We start from the raw sequence: 19514 nt of genomic DNA, 5'->3' as shown, positions 1-19514 counted from the left end.
CTCGTCGCGCTGACCAGCTCACTGTACTGAGACGCCGCGGCCCGTCCGGCGCAACGCGCACACGGCTGAGCCCAGGGTGCCGGGTGCAGCCTGGGCCGCATGAGCATCGAGCAGATCGAGACCTGACTGGACGGCTACGAGCGCGCTTGGGCGACGAACTCCCCCGCCGACGTGCGCGCGCTCTTCACCGAGGATGCCGTCTACCGGTTCCACCCGTGGGAGGACGGCGCCTCGGGCCACGACTCGATCATCGCGGCATGGCTCGAGGGGGCGGACTCCCCCGGCTCCTGGACGTTCGAGCGCGGCGGTCTCGCCGCCGACGGCGAGCTGCACTTCGTCGAGGGCGTCACGCGCTACCCCCAGGACGAGCACGACTACGCCAACCTCTGGGTCGTGCACCTGACGCCCGACGGGAGGGCGAGCTCCTTCACCGAGTGGTACATGACGCTGCCGCGCGATGCGGCCTGAATTGCACTCTAGGCTCGATAGTGCAACTATGAGGCGGTGACCCCCTCCGATCGTCAGCGCCGCACCCGGCGAGCCCTCGTCGACGGCGCCCGGGCGCTCACCGCCGAGCACGGCCTCGCCGGCTTCACGGTCGAGCAGCTCTGCGAGCTCGCGGGCGTGTCCCGGCGGACCTTCTTCAACTACTTCCCCACGAAGGAGTCGGCCGTGCTCGGCGTGGACCCGGACTGGGACGAGGCATTCCTCGAGCGCTTCCGCTCCATCCCGGCGCACGATCGCCTCGGCCCGCTCGACGATCTGGCGAGCCTCACGGTCGACGCCTTCGCCGAGATGGGCACAACCCGCGACGAGGCGCGCACGATGGTCGCCGCGGTGCGACGCGAGCCGCGCATCCTCGCCGCCTTCATCGAGCAGGACCGCACCCAGGAGCAGCGGCTGACCGATGCCATCGTCGATCGTGACGGCGTCGACCCGCTCGCCGCCCGCATGACGGCCGTGCTGCTCGGGGCCATCGTCCGTACCACCGCGCAGCAGGTCTTCGAAGGCGACGGGGACCTCGCCGAGTTCGCGGACGTCCTGCGCGCCCACCTCGACGCGGCCCGCTCCGCGATGCACGACTCCCCCGCCACCCCCATCACCCGAACGAAGGACGCATGACCGCCACGACCGCATCCGGCCCCCTGCTGCTGACCCAGCGGCGCATCTGGATCATCTTCTCCGCCCTCATCGCGGGCATGCTGCTCTCGAGCCTCGACCAGACCATCGTCTCCACCGCGATGCCGACGATCGTCGGCCAGCTCGGCGGCGTCGACCACCAGGCCTGGATCACGACCGCCTACCTGCTCGCGACGACCATCGTCATGCCGGTCTACGGCAAGTTCGGCGACGTGCTCGGCCGCCGCAACCTGTTCCTCGTCGCCATCGCGCTCTTCACGCTCGCCTCGATCGGCTGCGCCCTCGCCGACGACTTCTGGACCTTCGTGCTCTTCCGCGCGATGCAGGGCCTCGGCGGCGGCGGGCTCATGATCCTGTCGCAGGCGATCATCGCCGACATCGTGCCGGCCTCCGAGCGCGGCAAGTACCTCGGGCCGCTCGGCGCCGTCTTCGGCCTCTCCGCGGTCGCCGGACCGCTCGTCGGCGGCTTCTTCGTGGACCACATGACGTGGGAGTGGGCGTTCTGGATCAACATCCCGGTCGGCATCGCCGCCTTCCTCGTCGCGTGGTTCGCGCTCACTCTGCCGAGCAAGCGCGCCGAGCGGCGCATCGATGTGCTCGGTGTGGTGCTGCTCTCGATCGCCACCACCTGCCTCATCTTCTTCACGGAGTTCGGCGGCGGCGACGAGCACGGCTGGGGCGCCTGGCAGACGTGGGCCTTCGGCGCCGGACTGCTCATCGCGGCTTCCGCCTTCGTGCTCGTCGAGGCGCGGGCGGACGACCCGATCATCCCGCTCGGCTTCTTCCGCAACCGCACCTTCGTCACGGCCACCGCGGTCGGCTTCGTGCTCGGCATCGGCATGTTCAGCGCGATCGCCTTCGTGCCGACCTTCCTGCAGATGTCCTCGGGCACCTCCGCCGCCGTCTCGGGCCTGCTCATGATCCCGATGATGGTCGGCGTCATGGGCACGTCGATCGCCTCGGGCATCCTGATCTCGAAGACCGGGCGCTACCGCGGCTACCCCATCGCGGGCACCGTGGTCATGGCGGCCGCGATGCTGGCGATGACGACGCTGGCGGCGGACACCCCGATCTGGCTGATCTGCGTGTTCCTGTTCGTCTTCGGCGCCGGCATGGGGCTCATCATGCAGGTGGTCGTGCTGGTCGTGCAGAACTCGGTCGCTCCGCAGGACGTGGGCACCGCGACGAGCACGAACAACTACTTCCGCGAGGTCGGTGCGGCGCTCGGCGTCGCCGTGTTCGGCGCCCTGTTCCAGAGCCGCCTCGCCGAGCAGCTGCGCGAGGTGTTCGCGAACGCGGGGGCCTCCCCCGACGACGCGGCCGCCGCGACCTCCACCCTCGACCCGGCGGCGCTGAACGCCCTGCCCGATGCCGTCCGCGAACAGGTCGTCGCCGCCTACGCCGACTCGCTCGCGCCGGTGTTCTGGTACCTCCTGCCCTTCGTGGCCATCGCCTTCGTGCTCGCCCTGCTCATCAAGCAGATCCCGCTCGCCGACGTCTCGGGCATGGTCGCGCGCGGCGAGGCGGTCTCCGGCGAGGAGGCCGAGCGGATGGAGGCGGAGCAGCGCGCTGCACGCACCGGCGCACCCGGCGCCGAGGCGGATCGCCGTCCCTAGGACTCCGTCCGCACCCGCAACCGCAGCAGCAGGCCGGCGATCGCGACGATCGCGAGCAGCAGCATGAGCAGCACCGCTCCCCCGCCGATGACGATCGGCACCGGGATGGTGAGCGGCGCCTCGAGGATCGCCCCGAGGCTGCCGCTCACCTCGTGGGAGGCGCGGTCCGGCTGCTCGAGCTCGAGTCCCCCGGCGATGTCGTCGCGCGGTTCGAAGACGGCCTCCGCCGTGTAGGTGACCGCGTCGCGGAGACGCTCGAAGCGCACCGTCTCCGCCTCGGCGGCTGCGCTGCGCTCGATGTCGAGCACGCGGGTCTCGACGACCCGTTCCTGCGGGCCCTCGAGCAGCCGCACCTTCCAGGTGCCGGCGGGTACCGCGCCATTGCGCTCGACCCATGCGCCGCTCAGCTCGAGTCGCACGTCCCAGGCCAGCGAATCCTGCTCGGGCGCTCCCAGGGACGTGAGCGACGCGGTGACCGGGAAGGAGGCGACGGTGATGCGCAGGGGCTCGACCGTCGAGGCCCCGTCGAGGTCCGAGTCCTCGGACGGCACCAGCACGGCCCGCAGTGCGTGCTCGCCAGCCGGGAGCGGATCGCGGTCGCGAGGCGTCGACACGTAGGCGGCGCCGTCCTCGGCGATCGGGATCCCGCTCGCCCAGGGCTCCTCGCCGCCGTCGAGGTAGACGTCGATCGTGCCGTCGTCCCTGCCGACGGTCGGCAGGGGCCCGGACTCGTGGAGCTGCGGTGGTTCGCGATCGATGCGCAGCTGCGCGTGCCACCGCTCCCCGTAGTCGACGGCCACCTCCTGCTGCTGCCAAGCGACATCGGTTCCGACGGCCGCGGAGGCCGGCGAGGCGACGCCGGTGGCGAGCAGCGCCCCCAGCACCAGCGCCCCTGCGACGAGCCGTCCCATCCGCTCAGGCACGATCGACGCCCTCCCTGCCCGTGTGCGCGCTGTCGGCGTGCGCGATGCCGGCGGCGACGGCGCGGCGCTCGAGGCGCACGGCGAGCACGATCGCGACGATGAGGAGCAGCAGCGCGGCGAGGCCCGTCACGGCGACGACCCCGGTCGGGATCGGCACGCTGTCGCCGACCGTCGGTTCCGGCTGCGCCGGCGGGGTGATCTCGACGATGGGGGCGGGCTCCGCCTCGGGCGCGGCGAACTGCGCGGTGGCGGGCGGCCCGACGACCGCGTTGACGGCCGCCTCTCCCGCCGTCGCGAAGGTCGCGGACGCCGTGAAGACACCCTCGGCGGGCACTCCCGGCCAGTACCAGGAGACCGCTCCGGGCCCGCCCGCCGCGATGCGGCGCTGCTCGGCGAAGACCTGCGCGCCGTCGCCGTCCGTCACGACCACCGACCACTCGCCGGCCGGCGTCCGCAGCGGCTGCTCGACGTCGCCGGAGTTGACGACGTCGAGGTACTCGCCGCCCAGCTGCCCCACGATGACGGCGCCCGAACGCTCCCCGGATCCTCGTCCACGCGCACCGAGACATCGAGTGCGCGCTGCGCGACCTCCAGCACGAGCGGTGCGGCGGTGCGCACGATCGCGCCGTCCGGCAGCGTCAGGGCCGCGTCGACGCGATGGGTGCCGGCCGGCAGCGTCGCCGTGCCGCCCTCGACGGACCACGCGGCGACGCCGTCGCCATCCGCCTCGGCGGAGAGGGTCTGCGCCGGCGGCGGGGCGAAGGTCCCGCCCTGCGCGCTCAGATCGACGCGGCAGGCGAAGGGCTCGTCGCACAGTTCGCCGAGTCCCGGCACCCGCAGCGACGAGCCGACCGGGTCGCCGAAGACCGACTCGAGGCGTTCATCCGCCCAGACGATGGTCGCAGCAGCCGCTTCGACCGGCGCCGCAGCTGCCGGAGCGGATGCGGCCAGCACGGCGCCGCAGGCCGCCAGCGCCCCGAGTACCGCGGCGACGGAGCGCCGGAAGCTGTGCATCCGACCAGGCTACTGACACGACACGGCCCCGCTCATCCGCCCCCGGGATGACCGGGGAGGATGCGCGGGGCCGCGCGCGAGCGCTCGATCAGGCCGTGGCGAAGCCGGAGACGTCGCCCACGTACCGGGTGTTCTCGGCGGGTACGGGCTCGATCGCGGCAAGGGCGACCTCGGCGGCGAACTCCTGCACGTTGTAGAGCTTGCCGGCGTCCTCGCGGCGGCTCGCGATGGCGCCCGGGTTCGCGCGCTCGAGGAGCGTCGCGGTGATGGTGCCCTCGATCATGTCGCCGGAGACGACGACGAACTCGATGCCCGCGTCGGCGAGCGACGGGATCTGCTCGCGCAGGGCGTCCTCGCCGGCGCGCTTGCTGAGCGCGACCGGCACGTACTCGGGCATGGTCTCGGTGGTGCGGATGAAGTGCGCCTGGTGGCTGGTGACGAACACGACGCGCGCGCCCGCGCCGAGCAGCGGGCGGGCAGCGGCGAGCAGGTTCACCTGCGCGTCGCGATTGAGCTGCATGGCGTAGTCCTCGGCCATGCCGCCCTCCATGCCGCCGGAGGCGTTCATGACGAGCACGTCGAGGCCGCCCCATGCATCCTCCACCTGCGCGAACATCGCCTCGAGCGACGCGGGATCGGTGAGGTCGGCGCCGATGGCGATCGCCTCGCCGCCGGCGGCCTCGATCTCGGCGACGAGCTTGAGCGCCCGCGCCTCCTTGTTGCGGTAGTTGATGACGACCTTCGCGCCGGCCGCGGCGAGGTAGCGCGCGGTGTCGGCGCCGATGCCGCGGGAGGATCCGGTGACGAGGGCTCGGCGGCCGGCGAGGGAGCCGGCGGGCAGGGGGTTGCTCATGGTGCCCGATCCTACCGAAACGCCCCGACGCTCCCCCGACCCGCACTGGTAGCGTCGTGGCACGGGGCTGCGGCACCCCGGGGAGGCGGAGCGCATGTTCATCGACCTCGAGCAGTACGTCTGGATCGGCTGGCTCATCGTGATCGTGGTGCTGCTCATCATCGAGCTGCTCACCTTCGAGTTCACGAGCCTCATGCTCGCCATCGGCTCGGTCGGCGGCCTCGCGACGTACATGGCCGGCGGCGAGTGGTGGCTGCAGATCATCGTCGCCGGGCTGCTCTCGGTGGCCCTCCTCTTCACCATCCGACCGCTGCTGCTGCGCACCCTGCACAAGGGCCGCGACGAACGGCCCACCAACGTCGAGGCGCTGCTCGGCCTGCAGGGCCGCGTGCTCGGCGGCCTCGGACCGCTCGGCGGCCAGGTCAAGCTCACCAACGGCGAGACCTGGACGGCCCGTTTCGCCCCCGAGGTGCCCGAGCTGACGCTCGCGGATGGCGACCGCGTGAGCGTCGCCACCATCGACGGCTCCACGGCCGTCGTCGTCCCCATCGAGAGGAAGCCCTCATGACCGACCAGGGAACGTTCATCGGCCAGATCTTCGTGATCGCGCTGATCGTCGTCGTCGCCATCTTCGTGCTGGTGGTGCTGGTGCGCGCGATCCGCATCGTGCCGCAGGCCACCGCCGGCGTCGTCGAACGGCTCGGCCGGTACCACAAGACACTCACGCCGGGCCTCAACGTGCTCGTACCGTTCATCGACCGCATGCGCCCGCTCATCGACATGCGCGAGCAGGTCGTCTCCTTCCCGCCGCAGCCGGTCATCACCGAGGACAACCTCGTCGTCTCGATCGACACGGTCGTCTACTTCCAGGTGACGGATGCGCGCGCGGCCACCTACGAGATCGCGAACTACCTCGGCGCCGTCGAGCAGCTCACCACCACGACCCTCCGTAACGTGGTCGGCGGCCTCAACCTCGAGGAGGCGCTGACCAGCCGCGACAACATCAACAGCCAGCTGCGCATCGTGCTCGACGAGGCCACCGGCAAGTGGGGCATCCGCGTCGGACGCGTCGAGCTGAAGGCGATCGACCCGCCCGCCTCCATCCAGGACTCGATGGAGAAGCAGATGCGGGCCGAGCGCGACCGCCGAGCGCAGATCCTCATGGCGGAGGGCACCAAGCAGGCGGCGATCCTGGAGGCGGAGGGCTCGCGCCAATCGGCCATCCTCACCGCCGAGGGCGAGGCCAAGGCCGCCGTGCTGCGCGCGCAGGCCGACTCCGAGGCGCAGGCGCTGCGAGCGCAGGGCGAGTCGCAGGCCATCACGACGGTGTTCGAGGCGATCCACCGCGGCGAGCCGGACCAGATGCTGCTCGCGTACCAGTACCTGCAGACGCTGCCGAAGCTCGCCGAGGGCGACGCCAACAAGCTCTGGGTGATCCCCAGCGAGCTCACCGAGGCGCTGAAGGGCATCGGCGGCGCGTTCGGCGCCAGGGGCGGCGCGCCCACCCCGTGACGAAGCGCTATTTCGACTCCCCCGCGCCCCGGCTGCTCGCGCACCGGGGTCTCGCCCGGGAGGCGCCCGAGAACACGCTCGCGGCGTTCGTCGCCGCGCTGTCCGTCGGCGCCGACTACCTCGAGACCGACGCGCGCGCCTCCTCCGACGGGGTCGCCGTGCTGCACCACGACGCCGAACTCCGGCTGCCCGAGCGCCACGGTCGCGCCGCCCGCGAGGTCGTGATCGCCGACACCCCGGCCCTCGCGCTCGAGCGTCTGGACCTCGGCGGCGGCAGCGGCGTGCCGTCGCTGGCCTCGGCGCTCGACGGGCTGCCGGAGGCCCGGTTCAACATCGACGTGAAGTCGGCGGATGCGATCGGCCCGGTGGTCGAGGCCGTGCGACGCGCGAAGGCGCGGGATCGGGTGCTGCTGACCTCCTTCGACGCCGGACGACGACGACGCGCCGCCGCGGCGCTGCCCGGCGTCGCCACATCGGCGGCGGCGCCGCGGGTCCTGCTCGCCGCCGTGGGTGCGGGGCTCGGGCTGCAACCGCTCGTCCAGCTCGCCGCGCGGGGCATCGACGCGCTGCAGGTGCCCGAGCGCCAGGGTCCCCTCACGATCGTCGACCGTCGGCGGATCGCCGCCTACCACCGGGCGGGGCTCGAGGTGCACGTCTGGACGGTCAATGCGCCGGCCGAGATGGAGCGGCTGCTCGACCTCGGCGTCGACGGAATCGTCACGGATCGGGCCGACCTGGCCGCGCCGATCATCGCCGCGCGACGCTGAACGGGCCCATCCGCGCATCCGCTCGTCTCCGAAGCCCAGGTGACCATTCCCTCTGCATCACGAGACTGGGAATGCTCTGGACCACCCCGCCCGCGGAAAGGTTCCGCCAAGGCTGGGGGTTTATACCGGAAGACCACGACCACGCACGGCGGAAGGAGCGCACCATGGCCGATCGGAGCCTGCGAGGAATGAGGATCGGAGCGACGAGCCTCCAGAGCGAGGAGGGTGTCGAGTACTCCGCCCGCAAGCGCGCCGTCTACCGCACGGAGGACGGCAGCACGTTCGAGGTCGTCTTCGCCGAGGACGCGGAGGTGCCCACCACCTGGAGCTCACCCAAGAGCGGACAGGAGGGCACGCTGCTCGACGCGCAGGGCGACCCCGTCGAGAACGAGGTGGACGACGCCAAGCCGGTGCGCACGCACTGGGACATGCTGCTCGAACGGCGAACCCGCGAGGAGCTCGAGGAGATCCTCGAGGAGCGACTGCAGTACCTGCGCGCCCGACGCGGAGCCTGAGGGCGCGCGCGACGCGAGACCCCGGTCGGAGCCCGGCACCGCGACGGTACCGGGCTCCGCTGCGTGCACGCGACGGCAGCCCGGTGCCGGACCGCGGCGACGCTCAGCGTCGCCGCGTCCGTCGCGTGACCAGCACGAGGGCGAGCCCGCCGAGGCCGAGGCCGCCCACCAGGTACTCCACGCCGCGACCGACCATCGTCGCGCCGGTGGTCGTGTCGCTGAGCGGCAGATCGGCCACCATGACGCCCGGTTCGAACGTCGGCAGCTGCTCCACGACGGTGCCGTCGGGCTCGACCATCGCGCTCACCCCGACCGTCGACACGTTCGCGAGGCTGCGTCCGGTCTCAATCGAGCGGATGCGGGCGATCGCGAGCTGCTGCGCCCCTTGATCCGTGCGCCCGAAGTCGGCGTTGTTGGTCGGGGCGAGGATGATCTCGGCGCCATCGCCGACCATCCGCCGCACGAGGTCGTCGTCGACGATGTCGTAGCAGATGGCCGAGCCGGCGATCACGCCGTCGAGGTCGAGCACGTTGTCGCGGGTGCCGAAGGTGTAGTCGCGCGGCACCATGTCGAAGAGATCGGGCGCGAGCGGGTAGAAGAACTCGCGCGCAGGCAGGTACTCGGCGAACGGCACGGGGTGGATCTTGTCGTACTGGTCGACCTGCCCCTCCCCCGGGTCGATCTGCAGCACGCTGTTGAAGATCTCCTGGTCGTCCCCGTCACCGGTCCAGGTGATCGCGCCCAGCACGAACGGGGCGTCCACCGCATCCGCCACCGCCTGCAGCACCCTGCGCACCCCGCCGCTGCCCTGCGGACTGATGTCGGAGGCGTTCTCCGGCCAGACGAGCACGTCGAGATCCTCGTCGCCGTCGAGCAGCGGCGCGCTCGCGTCAAGATGGTTGCGCAGCACCGTGCCGCGCTCGACGGTGGAGTAGAGCCCGGAGTCCGCGTCGCCCTGCACGCCGCCCACCCGCAGCATTCCGGTGACCGCGACGGGCCAGTTCGGCACGGCGAGCAGCAGCGCGCCGATCGCCGCGGCGAGCAGCGTGCGGCCGAGTCGGATCGGGGGCAGGAGCGGCCGGCTGCGGGGCTCGCGGACCAGCTGCACCAGGAACGCGGCGAACCAGGCGATGGCGAAGCTCAGACCGGATGCGCCGACGACGCTGGCGAGGTCGCCGAGCGGGCTGTCGGCCTGCGAGAACGCGAGCCGCGCCCAGGAGAAGCCGCCGAACGGGAACATGCTCGCGACGACCTCGCGCAGCGTCCAGAGGCCCGCGACGACCACGGGGAGCGCGCCGAGTCGCGTGCGACGGGTGGTCCAGACCAGCGGCCCGCGCCGCCAGACGATCGACATGAGCAGCACGCCGAACGCCACGAAGAGCGTCTGCGCGACGGTGAGCGCGAACCAGGGCAGGAAGCCGAGGTAGACCGTGGCCCACTGGATGTGCAGGCCGTAGAAGGAGAAGCCGCCGACGACGCCGACGAGCAGCGCCGCGCCGGGCCGGCGCCCGAGCATGGCGACGTAGAGCATGACGACGCCGGGCAGGGCGAGCGGCCACCAGCCGAGGTCGGGGAACGCGGCGTCGAGCACCGGCCCGGCCGCGGCGGCGAGCAGCAGCGCCTGCCAGAGCGGCAGCGCGGGGCGCGCGAGCTCCGGCGCGCCGAGCGGCCGGTCCGAGCCGGCCGCAGCAGGGCGGTGCCGTGCCGTGGCGCTCACGCGACGCTCGAGTAGGCCACGATGCCGCGACGGACGGCATCGAGCGCCTGCCGCGCGGTCGCGCCGACCGGGGCCTGCGCGACGACGGAGAGCTGATCGAGCAGGTCGATCGTCTGCTTGCTCCACCGCACGAAGTCGCCGGCCGCGAGGTCGGCGTCGCGCAGCACGGCGTCGAGCGGCGAGCCGCTCGCCCACCGGTGCATGGCGAGCGCGAGCCCCGTCGAGGGCGGCGCGCTGCCCGGCAGCCGGTGGTCGCGCTCGAGGTCGTCGAGCACGGCCCAGGTCTCGAGGGTGCGGTCGAGGGCGGTGCGGAAGCGCCCGCGCGGCAGGTTGCGGTCGGCGCCGTACGGCTCCTCCCGTCGCGACTCGAACACCATCACGGTCGCCATCGCGGCCAGCGACGGCGCATCCAGCTCGTCCCAGTAGCCCCTGCGCAGGCTCTCGGCGACGAGCAGGTCGCGCTCGCCGTAGACGCGGCGCAGGGTGCGGCCGTGCGCGGCCAGGGTGAGCTCCCCATCCGCTCGTTCCAGGTAACCGAGCTCGAGCAGCACCTCGCTGACCCGGTCGAAGACCTTCGCCACCGCCCCGGTGCGGCGCTCGATCTGGCCGCGCAGCTCGTCGGTCTTGCGCTTGAGCTTGCCCCAGCGCTCCGCCCACCGGGCGTGCTGCTCGCGCTCGGGGCAGCCGTGGCAGTCATGCCGGCGCAGCCGATCGCGCAGCGTCTGCAGCTGCTCCTGCCGACGGTCGCGCTGGGCGCGGCTGAGGCCGACGGTCTTCTTGCGCTCGAGGTCGTTCAGCTCGCGGCGGATGCCCGCGTACTCGCGGAAGTCGCCGAGGTGGCAGCGCATCGACTGCTCGTAGCCGCGCAGCGACTCCTGCTGCGAGCGGACCTTGCGGGCCAGGTCGACGACGGCGCGGTCGGCCTGGAACTGCGCGAAGGACGACTCGAGGATCTCGCGGGTGCGACGGCGCCCGAACTGGTCGACCAGGTTGGCCGTCATGTTGTAGGTGGGCTTGAAGCTCGAGTTCATCGGGTAGGTGCGTCGGCTCGCGAGCGAGGCGACGGCCTGCGGGTCCAGCTCGTTGGTCCACTGGATGACCGCGTGGCCCTCGACGTCGATGCCGCGGCGACCGGCGCGGCCGGTGAGCTGGGTGTACTCCCCCGGCGTGATCGGCACGCGACCCTCGCCGTTGAACTTCTCGAGCTTCTCCAGCACGACGGTGCGCGCCGGCATGTTGACGCCGAGCGCGAGGGTCTCGGTGGCGAAGACCAGCTTGACGAGCTTCTTCTGGAAGAGCTCCTCCACGACCTCCTTGAAGGCGGGCAGCATGCCGGCGTGGTGCGCGGCGACGCCCCGCAGCAGTCCCTCGAGCCACTCCCAGTAGCCGAGCACGGCGAGGTCCTCGTCGCGGATGGTGCGGCAGCGCTCCTCCACGATGGAGCGGATCTCCTCGCGCTCCCACTCCTCGGTGAGCCGCACGCCGGCGCGAAGCACCTGGCGCACCGCGCCGTCGCAGCCGGCGCGGCTGAAGATGAAGAAGATCGCCGGGATGAGGCCGCGCTCCCCCAGCATCGCGACGAGCGCGGCGCGGTCGACGCGCTCCTCCATCCGCGGTATCGGGCGTCCGCGGCCCTTGCCGCCCCTGTGCTGCACACGGCCGTTCGCGAGCCGCGCCAGCTCGGGGTTGACCCGGTGGGTCGCCGCCTGCCCCGAGGAGTCGAAGAGGTCCACCATGCGACCGCGCACGAGCACGTGCTGGTGCAACGGCACCGGCCGCTCCTCCGAGACGATCACATCGGTGTCGCCGCGCACCGCCTGCAGCCAGTCGCCGAACTCCTCCGCGTTCGACACGGTCGCGCTGAGGAGATCATCCGCACGTCGCTCGGCAGGTGGATGATCACCTCCTCCCACACCGCACCGCGGAAGCGGTCGGCGAGGTAGTGCACCTCGTCCATGACGACGAAGCGCAGATCGCGCAGCAGGTCGCTGCCCGCGTAGAGCATGTTGCGCAGCACCTCGGTGGTCATCACCACGATGCGCGCCTGCGGGTTGACGTTGGTGTCGCCGGTGAGCAGCCCGACCTCGCTCGCCCCGTAGGTTCGTACGAACTCGTTGAACTTCTGGTTGCTGAGCGCCTTGATCGGCGTCGTGTAGAAGATCTTGTCCGTCGGGTGGCGCATCGTGAGGTGCACGCCGAACTCGGCGACGATCGTCTTGCCGGCGCCCGTGGGCGCGGCGACGAGCACGCTGCGGCCCTGCTCGAGCGCGACGCAGGCGGCCTGCTGGAAGTCGTCGAGGTCGAAGCGCTGGTCGCGTCGGAACAGGTCGAGCTCGGGCGTGCGCCCGCGCTGCTTGGCGCGGGCGAAGCGCTCGGCGGGCGAGAGCTCGGTGCTCATGCCGTGGTCTCGGCCATCATGTCGTCCGATCAGGGGTGGGCACGCCGTCCTCCAGGATGCGGGCGGTGCGACGCGCGACGAGGCGGTCGCGGAAGATGCCGACCACGCCGGCGGCGAGGTACAGGCCGACGAGCGGAGCGGTGAGCAGCAGCATCGAGACGACGTCGGTGGACGGCGTCGCGAGCGCCGCGAAGATCGCCACGACGATGATGGCGACGCGCCACTGCTTGAGGATCGCCCTGCCGCTCACGATGCCGAGGAAGTTGAGCAGCACCAGCACCACGGGGAAGACGAAGCCGATGCCGACCGCCAGCGTGAGCTTCAGGAAGTAGTCGAGGTAGAACGTGGCGGTGAAGTTCGCCTCCGCGCCATCGGGCACGAAGCTCGTCATGAGGTCGATGATGCGAGGGAAGACGATCCAGCCCATGAAGCAACCGGCGAGGAAGAGCGGGATGGAGGCGAGCATGAAGCCGACCGCGTAGCGCCGCTCCGTGCGCAGCAGTGCCGGCATGATGTACGCCCACAGCTGGTAGAACCACACCGGGCTCGAGATGACGAGCCCGAGCGTGAGGGCGACGCGCATGATGATGTCGAAGGGCTCGTTGATCGCCACGTAGCTGATCACCGCCTGCCCCTCGGCGCCGGCCTCGAGCAGCGGGCGCTCCAGCGCCTGCCAGACGGGCGGGTACAGGAAGAAGCCGCCGATCGTGGCGAGGAAGATGGCTCCGGCGGAGATGAGGATGCGGTTGCGCAGCTCGATCAGGTGCTGCCCGAGCGACATGCGCCCCTCGGTGTTGCGACGGCCGCCGAGGCGCCGCTTCTCGGAGGCGGGCTCCTTCGGTGCGGCACCGCCGCGACCCGAGGCGGAGGCCTGGGTCACGACCGGGTCAGGACTTCGGCTCGTCGGTGCCGCTGCCGGTCGGCGTGCCGCCGGTGGGGGCGGTGCCCGGCCCGCCGGTTCCGTCGGCCTTCGGCTCGTCCTTCTTGCCGACCTCGCTCTTGAAGATGTTGAGCGACTGGGCGATGCTCTTGGCGAGCACGGGCAGCTTGGGCGCCGCGAACAGCAGGATGATGAGCACCACGATCACGATGCCCACGGGTCCGATGAAGTGGGACGGCATTGGCCTTCTCCTGTGCTCGGCGTGAGGGGACGGGATCAGTCTACCCGCGTCCCGCTGGGCGCCCGTCCAGGACCGGCCTCGGATCAGCCCGCGTACCGCGCTGCCGCGTCCCGCGCCCAGGCCGCGACGGCCGAGCGCGCGGCGGCGGGCTCCAGCACCTCGAGCGCGCCGCCGAGCGAAGCGGCGAGCCGTGCGAGGCCGGTGCCGTCCGCGATCCGCAGCCGCGCGGTGCTGCGCCCCTCCCCGCATCCGCGACGCTCTCCGGACGGTAGTCGGCGATGAGCGCCAGGGCGGCCGTCGGCAGCGCGACGGTGACCAGGCTGTCCTCCGCACTGCCCTCGAAGAGCTGCTCCCCCGGCACGAGGCCCTCGGCCTGCGCGCTGCGGCGCTCGCTCGTGGGAGCGGGCGCGAGCATCCGGTCGAGGCGGAAGGTGCGCACCGCCTCACGGCCGTGGTCGTAGCCGCGCAGGTACCAGTCGGCGTCGAGCGAGTCGAGCCGCAGCGGGTCGACGGTGCGCCGCTCGCGGTCGCCGCGGGCGTTGCGGTACTCGAAGACGACGCGCTCGTCGGCCTCGATCGCCGCTCGCAGCACCGAGAGGTTGGCGTCGACGTCGCGCGACTCGACCGCGAGCGCGCTCGGTCGGGCGGATGCGCCGCGCGAGAGCTTGTCCATGAGGCCGGCGATGGCGGCGCGGTCGGCGTTCTCGGGGATGGCCGAGAGGTACTGCAGGCCGGCGATGAGCGCGGCAGCCTCACGGGAGGAGAACCGCGGTGCGTCGTCGAGCGCGACCCGATGGGTCAGCACGATCTCGTCGTCGTCGAGGAACGCGTCCCAGTCGATGTCGAAGAGGTCGTCGACCTGGTAGGCGCGGGTGTCGCCGGGCACGCCGGAGACCGCGATGAGCCGCACGGCGTCGCGGACGGCCTGCTCCGGCAGCGTGAAGTGGGCAGCCGCCTCGGCGACCGGGACCCGCTCGCGGTCGATGAGGTACGGCACCAGGGCGAGCAGGACGGCCAGCTTGTCCTGCGCCTGGAGCGGTCGCTGCTGCTCGCTCACGCGGTGCTCCCCTCGTGCAGCCGTGCCACGGCGGCGAGTCGATCGTGCACCGCGGTGCGCAGCGTCGCGGGCTCGATCACGAGCACCTCCGGGCCGAAGCCGGCGAGCTCGTCGGCGAGGATCTGCAGGTCGGTGAAGTGCAGCGTGCTCGTGCCGTCGTCGGCGCGCTGCACGCCGCGGCGGCGGCCGAGGCGCAGCTCCGCATCCGTTCCCGGCTCGATGCGCACCGTCGCCGTGCTGCGGCGCCAGACCTCCTCGAGGCCGGCGAGCGCGGCGGCGGTGTGGTCGCCCTCGGGCGCGCTGAAGGCGCCGGCGAGGCGGACCGCCCCGAGGATGCGGCGCAGCAGGAACGTGCGCGGCGCCCCCGCATCGACGTCGACGCCGTACAGGTGCCAGCGACCCTCGTGCTGCACGAGGGCGAGCGGCTCCACGTGCCGCTGCCGCGGCGCCGGGTCGCCCGGCTTGAGGTAGTCGAATCGCACCCGCTGGCCGCGGGCGAGCGCGTCGCCGAGCGGCTCGAAGGACGCCTCCCGCACCCGCACCCGGGGCGCGTAGCCGATCAGGTCGCTCGCGGCGGTCGCTCCCTGCGACTGCAGTTTGAGCAGCGCGCGGCGCGATTCCGCCGAGAGCGAGCCCTCGCGCCAGACCATGCCCGCCAGGCGCAGCAGCGTGATCTCCTGCGGGCTGAACTCGAGGCCCTCGGGCAGCTCGTACCCGGAGCGCGGGATCCGGTAGCGCAGCGTCTGGTTGTTGCCGGGGTCGCCCGGCGACTCGATCGTCTCGAGGGGCACGCCGAGCTCGCGGATGTCGTCCTTGTCGCGCTCGAACTGGCGCTCGAGGTTGGCGTTGGCACCGCTCGCGTCGTATCGCTGCCGGTAGCCCTGCACGGTCGCGAGGATCTCGGACTTCGTGAGCCCGGACTCCGTCACGAGCAGCGCGAGCACCAGCGAGAAGAGCCGCTCCTCGGCGGGTACGCGGGCGGGACCGGCAGGCACCAGCGGGCTCCTCCCGATCAGCGGATCCCGAGGATGTCGACGACGAAGACCAGCGTCGAGCCGGGCGGGATGGAGCCGCTGCCCTGCTCGCCGTAGCCGAGCTCCGACGGGATCACGGCGACGACCTGCGAGCCGACCTTGCGGCCCTCGAGCGCCTCGGCGAGGCCGGGCACGATGCCGTCGAGCGTGAAGAGCGCGGGCGCGCCGTTCTGCCAGCTCGAGTCGAAGACCGTGCCGCCGTCCCAGAGCACGCCGGTGTAGTGCACGACGACCTGGTCGTCGGCCTCGACGGTCTCGCCGTCACCGGCCTTCAGGGTCTCGGCGACGAGCTCGGTGGGCGCCTCGGTGTCGGGCACCGTGATGCCCGGAGTGCCGTCGGGCGCCGTCACGACCGCGGGCATGTCGCTGCGGGTGATGAGCTGGTTCGCGCCGTCCGCCTTGGGCAGGAAGGCCTCGCGCACGTCGATCACGTACACGAGCGAGTCGTCGGCCTCGACGCCGAGCTGGGCGATGCCCTGACCGCCGTGCGAGTCCTCGGGAGACAGGACGACCGCGATGCGCGAGCCGACCGTGGTGCACAGCAGCGCATCCTCGATGCCGGGGTTCGTCGCCGCGTCCTCGGTGGCGGTGAGGATCGTGCCGCCGTTCTCGCCGTACTCGGACTCCTGCAGCACGCTGCCGTCGCGACCGTTGAGGATCGTGAACTGGAAGATCACCGGCGCGCCCTCGCCGACCATGTCGCCCTCGCCGGCGGTGAGCACGCTGCGCTCGTTTTCCGACGCGTAGAGCGGCGACGGCACGTCGATCCTCGGCGAGCTGCCGATCTCGCCGGTGGCCGAGATCGCGTTCGACGCGTCGCCCGGGGCGACGGCGGGCTCGCAGCCGGCCGATCCGCCCGCCGCGCTCTGGGTGGCGCAGGCGGTCAGGCTGAGCAGCAGGCCGCCGACGGCGACGAGCGCGGGGATCTTGCGCACGGAAGTACTCCTCATGGTGGGGACGGCTGTCATCCTACTGGTCGGCGTCGTCGCGACCGCTCGCCGAGGCGGCCTGCTCGGCTGCGCGCTGCGCCTCGCGAGCGGCCTTGCGCAGCTTCTTGCCGCTGGCCGTGCGGTCGCCGAGCGCGCCGGGCGTCCACGCCTCGACGTCCTCGTCGCTGAAGTCGCTCTTCGAGGCGCGCCGCTTGAGCTCGGGCAGCACCGTGCCCGGCGCCAGGCGGCGGGCGGTGAGCAGGAAGCCGGTGTGGGCGACCATGCGGTGGTCGGGGCGCACGGCGAGGCCCTCCACATGCCATCCGCGCACCATCGTCTCGCTGGACTGCGGGTTCGTGAACAGACCGGTCGAGCGGATGGCCTCGGCCACCCGGCTGAGCTGCGTGACGGTGGCGATGTAGCAGAGCAGCACGCCGCCCGGGGTGAGCGCGGTGGCCACCTCGTCGATGCACTCCCACGGTGCCAGCATGTCGAGCACGACCCGGTCGGCCGTGCCGGCCTCGATGGTCTCGGGCAGGGCGTCGGCGAGATCGCCGATGGTGATCGACCAGTTGTCGGGCGCACCGCCCAGGAAGCTGCCGACGTTGCCGCGGGCGATGTTCGCGAACTCCTCCCGGCGCTCGAAGGAGGCCAGGCGTCCGCTCGGACCGATCGCACGCAGCAGCCAGAGCGACAGCGCGCCGCTGCCGACGCCCGCCTCGACGACCGTGGCGCCGGGGAAGACGTCGGCGTACGCGAGGATCGCCGCCGCGTCCTTCGGGTAGACGATGGCCGCACCGCGCGGCATCGACATCACGAAGTCCTCAAGCAGCGGGCGCAGCGCCAGGTACTCGACGCCGCCGCTGTTCTGCACCACCGAACCGTCGGGCAGCCCGATCAGCTGCTCGTGCGGCAGCACGCCGCGATGCGAGTGGAAGGCGTTGCCGGCCTGCAGGGTGACGGTGTTCATCGAGCCCTTGGGGCCCGTCAGCTGCACGCGATCGCCTTCGCGGAAGGGGCCGGACTGCCGGCGCTCGGCGCTCATCGGCCGCCCTCGAGCACGGGCTCGAGGGCGCGCAGGCGCTCGACCGTGACGCCGTCGAGGCTCTCCCAGCGCAGGCCGCCCTCGACCTCGTCGAGATCGGCGTACAGGGGGATGCCGATGGAGACCGCGCCCGAGGCGACGGCGGCCGTCAGGCCCGGCACGGAGTCCTCGAAGGCGACGCAGCGCGTCACGTCGACGCCGAGGCGGCGCGCGGCCAGCTCGTAGGCGTCCGGGAAGGGCTTGGGGCGTTCGACGTTGTCGCCCGCCACGACCTCGCCGAAGACCCCCTCGGGCAGCGCGTCGGCGACCCGGCGGGCCATGCCCTCATACGACATGGTGACCAGCGCGCACGGCACGCCCGCGTCGCGCAGCTCGGTGAGCAGCTCCACCGCGCCGGGGCGCAGCGGCAGCTCCTCGGCGAGGCGGTCCTGCACGTAGGCGTCGAGCCAGTCCACGATCGCGGGGACGGGCAGGTCGACGCCCGCGGCCTGCAGGATCGCGGCGGAGGTCTCCAGGCCGTTGCCGACCATGCCCTCGGCCTGCTCGTGGCTCCAGGTGCCGCCGAAGCGGGCGACCAGTGCGGCCTCGGCCTCCATCCAGTAGGGCTCGGAGTCGATGATGGTGCCGTCCATATCCCAGAGGACGGCTTCCGGGAAGCGCGCAGTCACGGGCATCCACTGTACCCGGGCCGTTCTATCCTGGAGTGCGGCGTCGGCACCGGCGCCGCGCGAGCAGGACGAGAGCAGCGATTGGCAGCACGCACCGGATTCACCGAGGGACGCATCCTCATCGTCGCCTTCGACGGCTGGAACGACGCCGCCGAGGCGGCCAGCACCGCCGTCAAGACCGTGCGCGACCGCCTCGAACTGGTCGAGCGCGCGGAGGTCGTCGACGCGGAGGACTACGTCGACTACCAGTTCAACCGGCCGACGGTGGGCATTGACGAGCACGGCGTGAAGCGCATCGAGTGGCCGAGCGTCACCCTCTACGGCCCCCTGCGGCGAGCACGCCGTCCGCCCGTCGCTTCGGTCGCGGCAAGGGCCTCGCCGCCGACGCCGAGCTCAGCGTGCACGAGGACGGCTCGCACCTGTGGGCGATCCTCGGCACCGAGCCGTCGCGCAGCTGGCGGCGCTTCAGCGCCGAGCTGCTGCAGAGCGCCCGTGCCGCGAAGATCACCGGCATCGTCTTCGTCGGCGCCATGCTGGCCGACGTGCCGCACACGCGTCCGATCTCCATCTTCACGACCAGCGAGAACAGCACGGTGCGCGAGCAGCTGGGCATCGAGCGCAGCAGCTACGAGGGGCCGACGGGCATCCTCGGCATCCTCGCCGACGCCGCCGAGACGGCGGGCATCCCGACCGTCTCGATCTGGGCCTCCGTGCCGCACTACGTGCACAACGCACCCTCCCCGAAGGCCACCCTCGCCCTGATCGACCGGCTCGAGGAGGTGCTCGACGTGGTCATCCCGCGCGGCGACCTGCTCGACGAGTCGGAGCACTGGGAGCGCGGCATCGACGCGCTCGCCGGCGAGGACGAGGACATGTCGGCCTACATCGAGCAGCTCGAGCAGGCCCGCGACACCGTCGACTCCCCCGACGCCAGCGGCGAGGCCATCGCCCGCGAGTTCGAGCGGTTCCTGCGCAAGGGCGATGACGGAGTGGCCGGCAGCGACGGCTCGACCCCCGAGGACCCCAAGACCCCTAACCGGCCTTCGTGGGGTCCAGCTCCTTAGCGTGGAGGCTCGTCGACTGCGTCGCGGTCGTCAGCTTGCCCTTGCGCGCCTTCTGCACGATGCGGATGACCGTGAACGCGAAGACGGCGATGCTCATGATGCGCTTCATGCATCGAGCATCGCCGTCACCGCTGGACGAGC

Annotated in this window: 21 protein-coding genes and 2 pseudogenes; 9 read left to right on the top strand and 14 right to left on the bottom strand. The window is 72.2% G+C overall.

Annotated features, from left to right (window positions below; all coding sequences use genetic code 11):
• Positions 1–126: 126 nt before the first annotated feature.
• Genes QQK26_RS03605 through QQK26_RS03595 form a run of 3 tightly spaced genes read left to right on the top strand, consistent with a single transcriptional unit; the run spans position 127 to position 2756 of the window.
• On the top strand, positions 127–468 hold the full coding sequence (locus tag QQK26_RS03605) for a nuclear transport factor 2 family protein (RefSeq protein ID WP_284234427.1): 342 nt from the start codon (positions 127–129) through the stop codon (positions 466–468).
• A 36-nt stretch (positions 469–504) separates the two neighbouring features.
• The gene (locus QQK26_RS03600) at positions 505–1122 is read left to right on the top strand and encodes a TetR/AcrR family transcriptional regulator (protein ID WP_284230144.1); all 618 of its coding nucleotides are present in this window, start codon (positions 505–507) and stop codon (positions 1120–1122) included.
• Positions 1119–2756, top strand: a complete 1638-nt coding sequence (locus tag QQK26_RS03595) for a DHA2 family efflux MFS transporter permease subunit (protein WP_284230142.1) — start codon at positions 1119–1121, stop codon at positions 2754–2756. Before QQK26_RS03600 ends, QQK26_RS03595 begins: the two co-directional genes overlap by 4 nt.
• Here the strand turns inward: QQK26_RS03595 and QQK26_RS03590 are convergent.
• The 4 genes from QQK26_RS03590 to QQK26_RS03575 all read right to left on the bottom strand — a co-directional run bounded on the left by QQK26_RS03590 (position 2753) and on the right by QQK26_RS03575 (position 5546).
• The gene (locus QQK26_RS03590) at positions 2753–3667 is read right to left on the bottom strand and encodes a hypothetical protein (protein WP_284230139.1); all 915 of its coding nucleotides are present in this window, start codon (positions 3665–3667) and stop codon (positions 2753–2755) included. The genes QQK26_RS03595 and QQK26_RS03590 overlap by 4 nt on opposite strands.
• A 4-nt stretch (positions 3668–3671) precedes the next feature.
• Positions 3672–4109: a hypothetical protein gene (locus tag QQK26_RS03585; protein ID WP_284230137.1), complete on the bottom strand. Its 438-nt coding sequence runs from the start codon at positions 4107–4109 to the stop codon at positions 3672–3674.
• Entirely contained in the window at positions 4100–4693 is a 594-nt protein-coding gene (locus QQK26_RS03580) for a hypothetical protein (RefSeq protein ID WP_284230135.1), read from the bottom strand. The genes QQK26_RS03585 and QQK26_RS03580 overlap by 10 nt, the downstream gene beginning before the upstream one ends.
• 88 nt (positions 4694–4781) lie before the next feature.
• Positions 4782–5546, bottom strand: coding sequence for an SDR family oxidoreductase (locus QQK26_RS03575; RefSeq protein ID WP_284230134.1), 765 nt, complete (start codon positions 5544–5546; stop codon positions 4782–4784).
• Positions 5547–5640: 94 nt separating this feature from the next.
• Here QQK26_RS03575 and QQK26_RS03570 point away from each other — a divergent pair, with 94 nt between their 5' ends.
• The 4 genes from QQK26_RS03570 (at position 5641) to QQK26_RS03555 (ending at position 8340) form a co-directional block, all read left to right on the top strand.
• Complete coding sequence (locus tag QQK26_RS03570) at positions 5641–6114, top strand: NfeD family protein (protein WP_284230132.1); 474 nt, start codon at positions 5641–5643, stop codon at positions 6112–6114.
• The gene (locus tag QQK26_RS03565) at positions 6111–7058 is read left to right on the top strand and encodes an SPFH domain-containing protein (protein WP_284230130.1); all 948 of its coding nucleotides are present in this window, start codon (positions 6111–6113) and stop codon (positions 7056–7058) included. The genes QQK26_RS03570 and QQK26_RS03565 overlap by 4 nt, the downstream gene beginning before the upstream one ends.
• Positions 7055–7825 carry a glycerophosphodiester phosphodiesterase family protein gene (locus QQK26_RS03560; protein WP_284230128.1) on the top strand — a complete coding sequence of 257 codons (771 nt, stop codon included), beginning with the start codon at positions 7055–7057 and terminating at the stop codon, positions 7823–7825. The genes QQK26_RS03565 and QQK26_RS03560 overlap by 4 nt, the downstream gene beginning before the upstream one ends.
• A gap of 164 nt (positions 7826–7989) precedes the next feature.
• Positions 7990–8340, top strand: coding sequence for an RNA polymerase-binding protein RbpA (locus tag QQK26_RS03555; RefSeq protein ID WP_284230125.1), 351 nt, complete (start codon positions 7990–7992; stop codon positions 8338–8340).
• Positions 8341–8443: 103 nt separating this feature from the next.
• Here QQK26_RS03555 and lnt read toward each other — a convergent pair whose 3' ends face one another.
• The 9 genes and pseudogenes from lnt to QQK26_RS03510 all read right to left on the bottom strand — a co-directional run bounded on the left by lnt (position 8444) and on the right by QQK26_RS03510 (position 18309).
• A complete protein-coding gene (gene lnt, locus QQK26_RS03550; RefSeq protein ID WP_284230123.1) occupies positions 8444–10057 on the bottom strand; it encodes an apolipoprotein N-acyltransferase in 1614 nt (537 codons plus the stop codon).
• A pseudogene (locus QQK26_RS03545) lies at positions 10054–12455 on the bottom strand (DEAD/DEAH box helicase). The gene lnt and the pseudogene QQK26_RS03545 overlap by 4 nt, the downstream one beginning before the upstream one ends.
• Before the next feature lie 16 nt (positions 12456–12471).
• Positions 12472–13335 (bottom strand): twin-arginine translocase subunit TatC, encoded by an 864-nt coding sequence (tatC, locus tag QQK26_RS03540; protein WP_284230121.1) that lies wholly within the window; start codon positions 13333–13335, stop codon positions 12472–12474.
• A gap of 7 nt (positions 13336–13342) precedes the next feature.
• Positions 13343–13576, bottom strand: coding sequence for a twin-arginine translocase TatA/TatE family subunit (locus tag QQK26_RS03535; protein WP_284230115.1), 234 nt, complete (start codon positions 13574–13576; stop codon positions 13343–13345).
• A gap of 40 nt (positions 13577–13616) precedes the next feature.
• Positions 13617–14633 carry a helix-turn-helix transcriptional regulator gene (locus tag QQK26_RS16390; RefSeq protein WP_284230113.1) on the bottom strand — a complete coding sequence of 339 codons (1017 nt, stop codon included), beginning with the start codon at positions 14631–14633 and terminating at the stop codon, positions 13617–13619.
• Entirely contained in the window at positions 14630–15628 is a 999-nt protein-coding gene (locus tag QQK26_RS03525; protein ID WP_284230111.1) for a helix-turn-helix transcriptional regulator, read from the bottom strand. The genes QQK26_RS16390 and QQK26_RS03525 overlap by 4 nt, the downstream gene beginning before the upstream one ends.
• A gap of 17 nt (positions 15629–15645) precedes the next feature.
• Positions 15646–16602, bottom strand: coding sequence for an FKBP-type peptidyl-prolyl cis-trans isomerase (locus QQK26_RS03520; protein ID WP_284230109.1), 957 nt, complete (start codon positions 16600–16602; stop codon positions 15646–15648).
• 34 nt (positions 16603–16636) lie between these two features.
• Positions 16637–17641, bottom strand: coding sequence for a tRNA (adenine-N1)-methyltransferase (locus QQK26_RS03515; RefSeq protein ID WP_284230107.1), 1005 nt, complete (start codon positions 17639–17641; stop codon positions 16637–16639).
• The gene (locus tag QQK26_RS03510; RefSeq protein ID WP_284230104.1) at positions 17638–18309 is read right to left on the bottom strand and encodes an HAD family hydrolase; all 672 of its coding nucleotides are present in this window, start codon (positions 18307–18309) and stop codon (positions 17638–17640) included. The genes QQK26_RS03515 and QQK26_RS03510 overlap by 4 nt, the downstream gene beginning before the upstream one ends.
• A gap of 180 nt (positions 18310–18489) precedes the next feature.
• Here QQK26_RS03510 and QQK26_RS16170 point away from each other — a divergent pair.
• Positions 18490–18570: pseudogene (locus tag QQK26_RS16170) on the top strand (hypothetical protein); the annotation flags it as partial.
• Positions 18571–18608: 38 nt separating this feature from the next.
• Positions 18609–19373: a PAC2 family protein gene (locus QQK26_RS03505; RefSeq protein ID WP_348519984.1), complete on the top strand. Its 765-nt coding sequence runs from the start codon at positions 18609–18611 to the stop codon at positions 19371–19373.
• On the opposite strand, the gene QQK26_RS03500 is transcribed toward QQK26_RS03505, so the two are convergent.
• Positions 19342–19482, bottom strand: coding sequence for a hypothetical protein (locus QQK26_RS03500; protein WP_284230102.1), 141 nt, complete (start codon positions 19480–19482; stop codon positions 19342–19344). The two genes, QQK26_RS03505 and QQK26_RS03500, sit on opposite strands and share 32 nt — an antisense overlap.
• Between the last annotated feature and the right edge of the window lie 32 nt (positions 19483–19514).

It is taken from the genome of Arenivirga flava (genome assembly GCF_030161575.1).
Classification (GTDB): Bacteria; Actinomycetota; Actinomycetes; order Actinomycetales; family Microbacteriaceae; genus Arenivirga; species Arenivirga flava.
The sequence above is the reverse complement of the archived record's forward strand: the minus strand, read 5'-3'. Positions and strand labels throughout refer to the sequence as shown.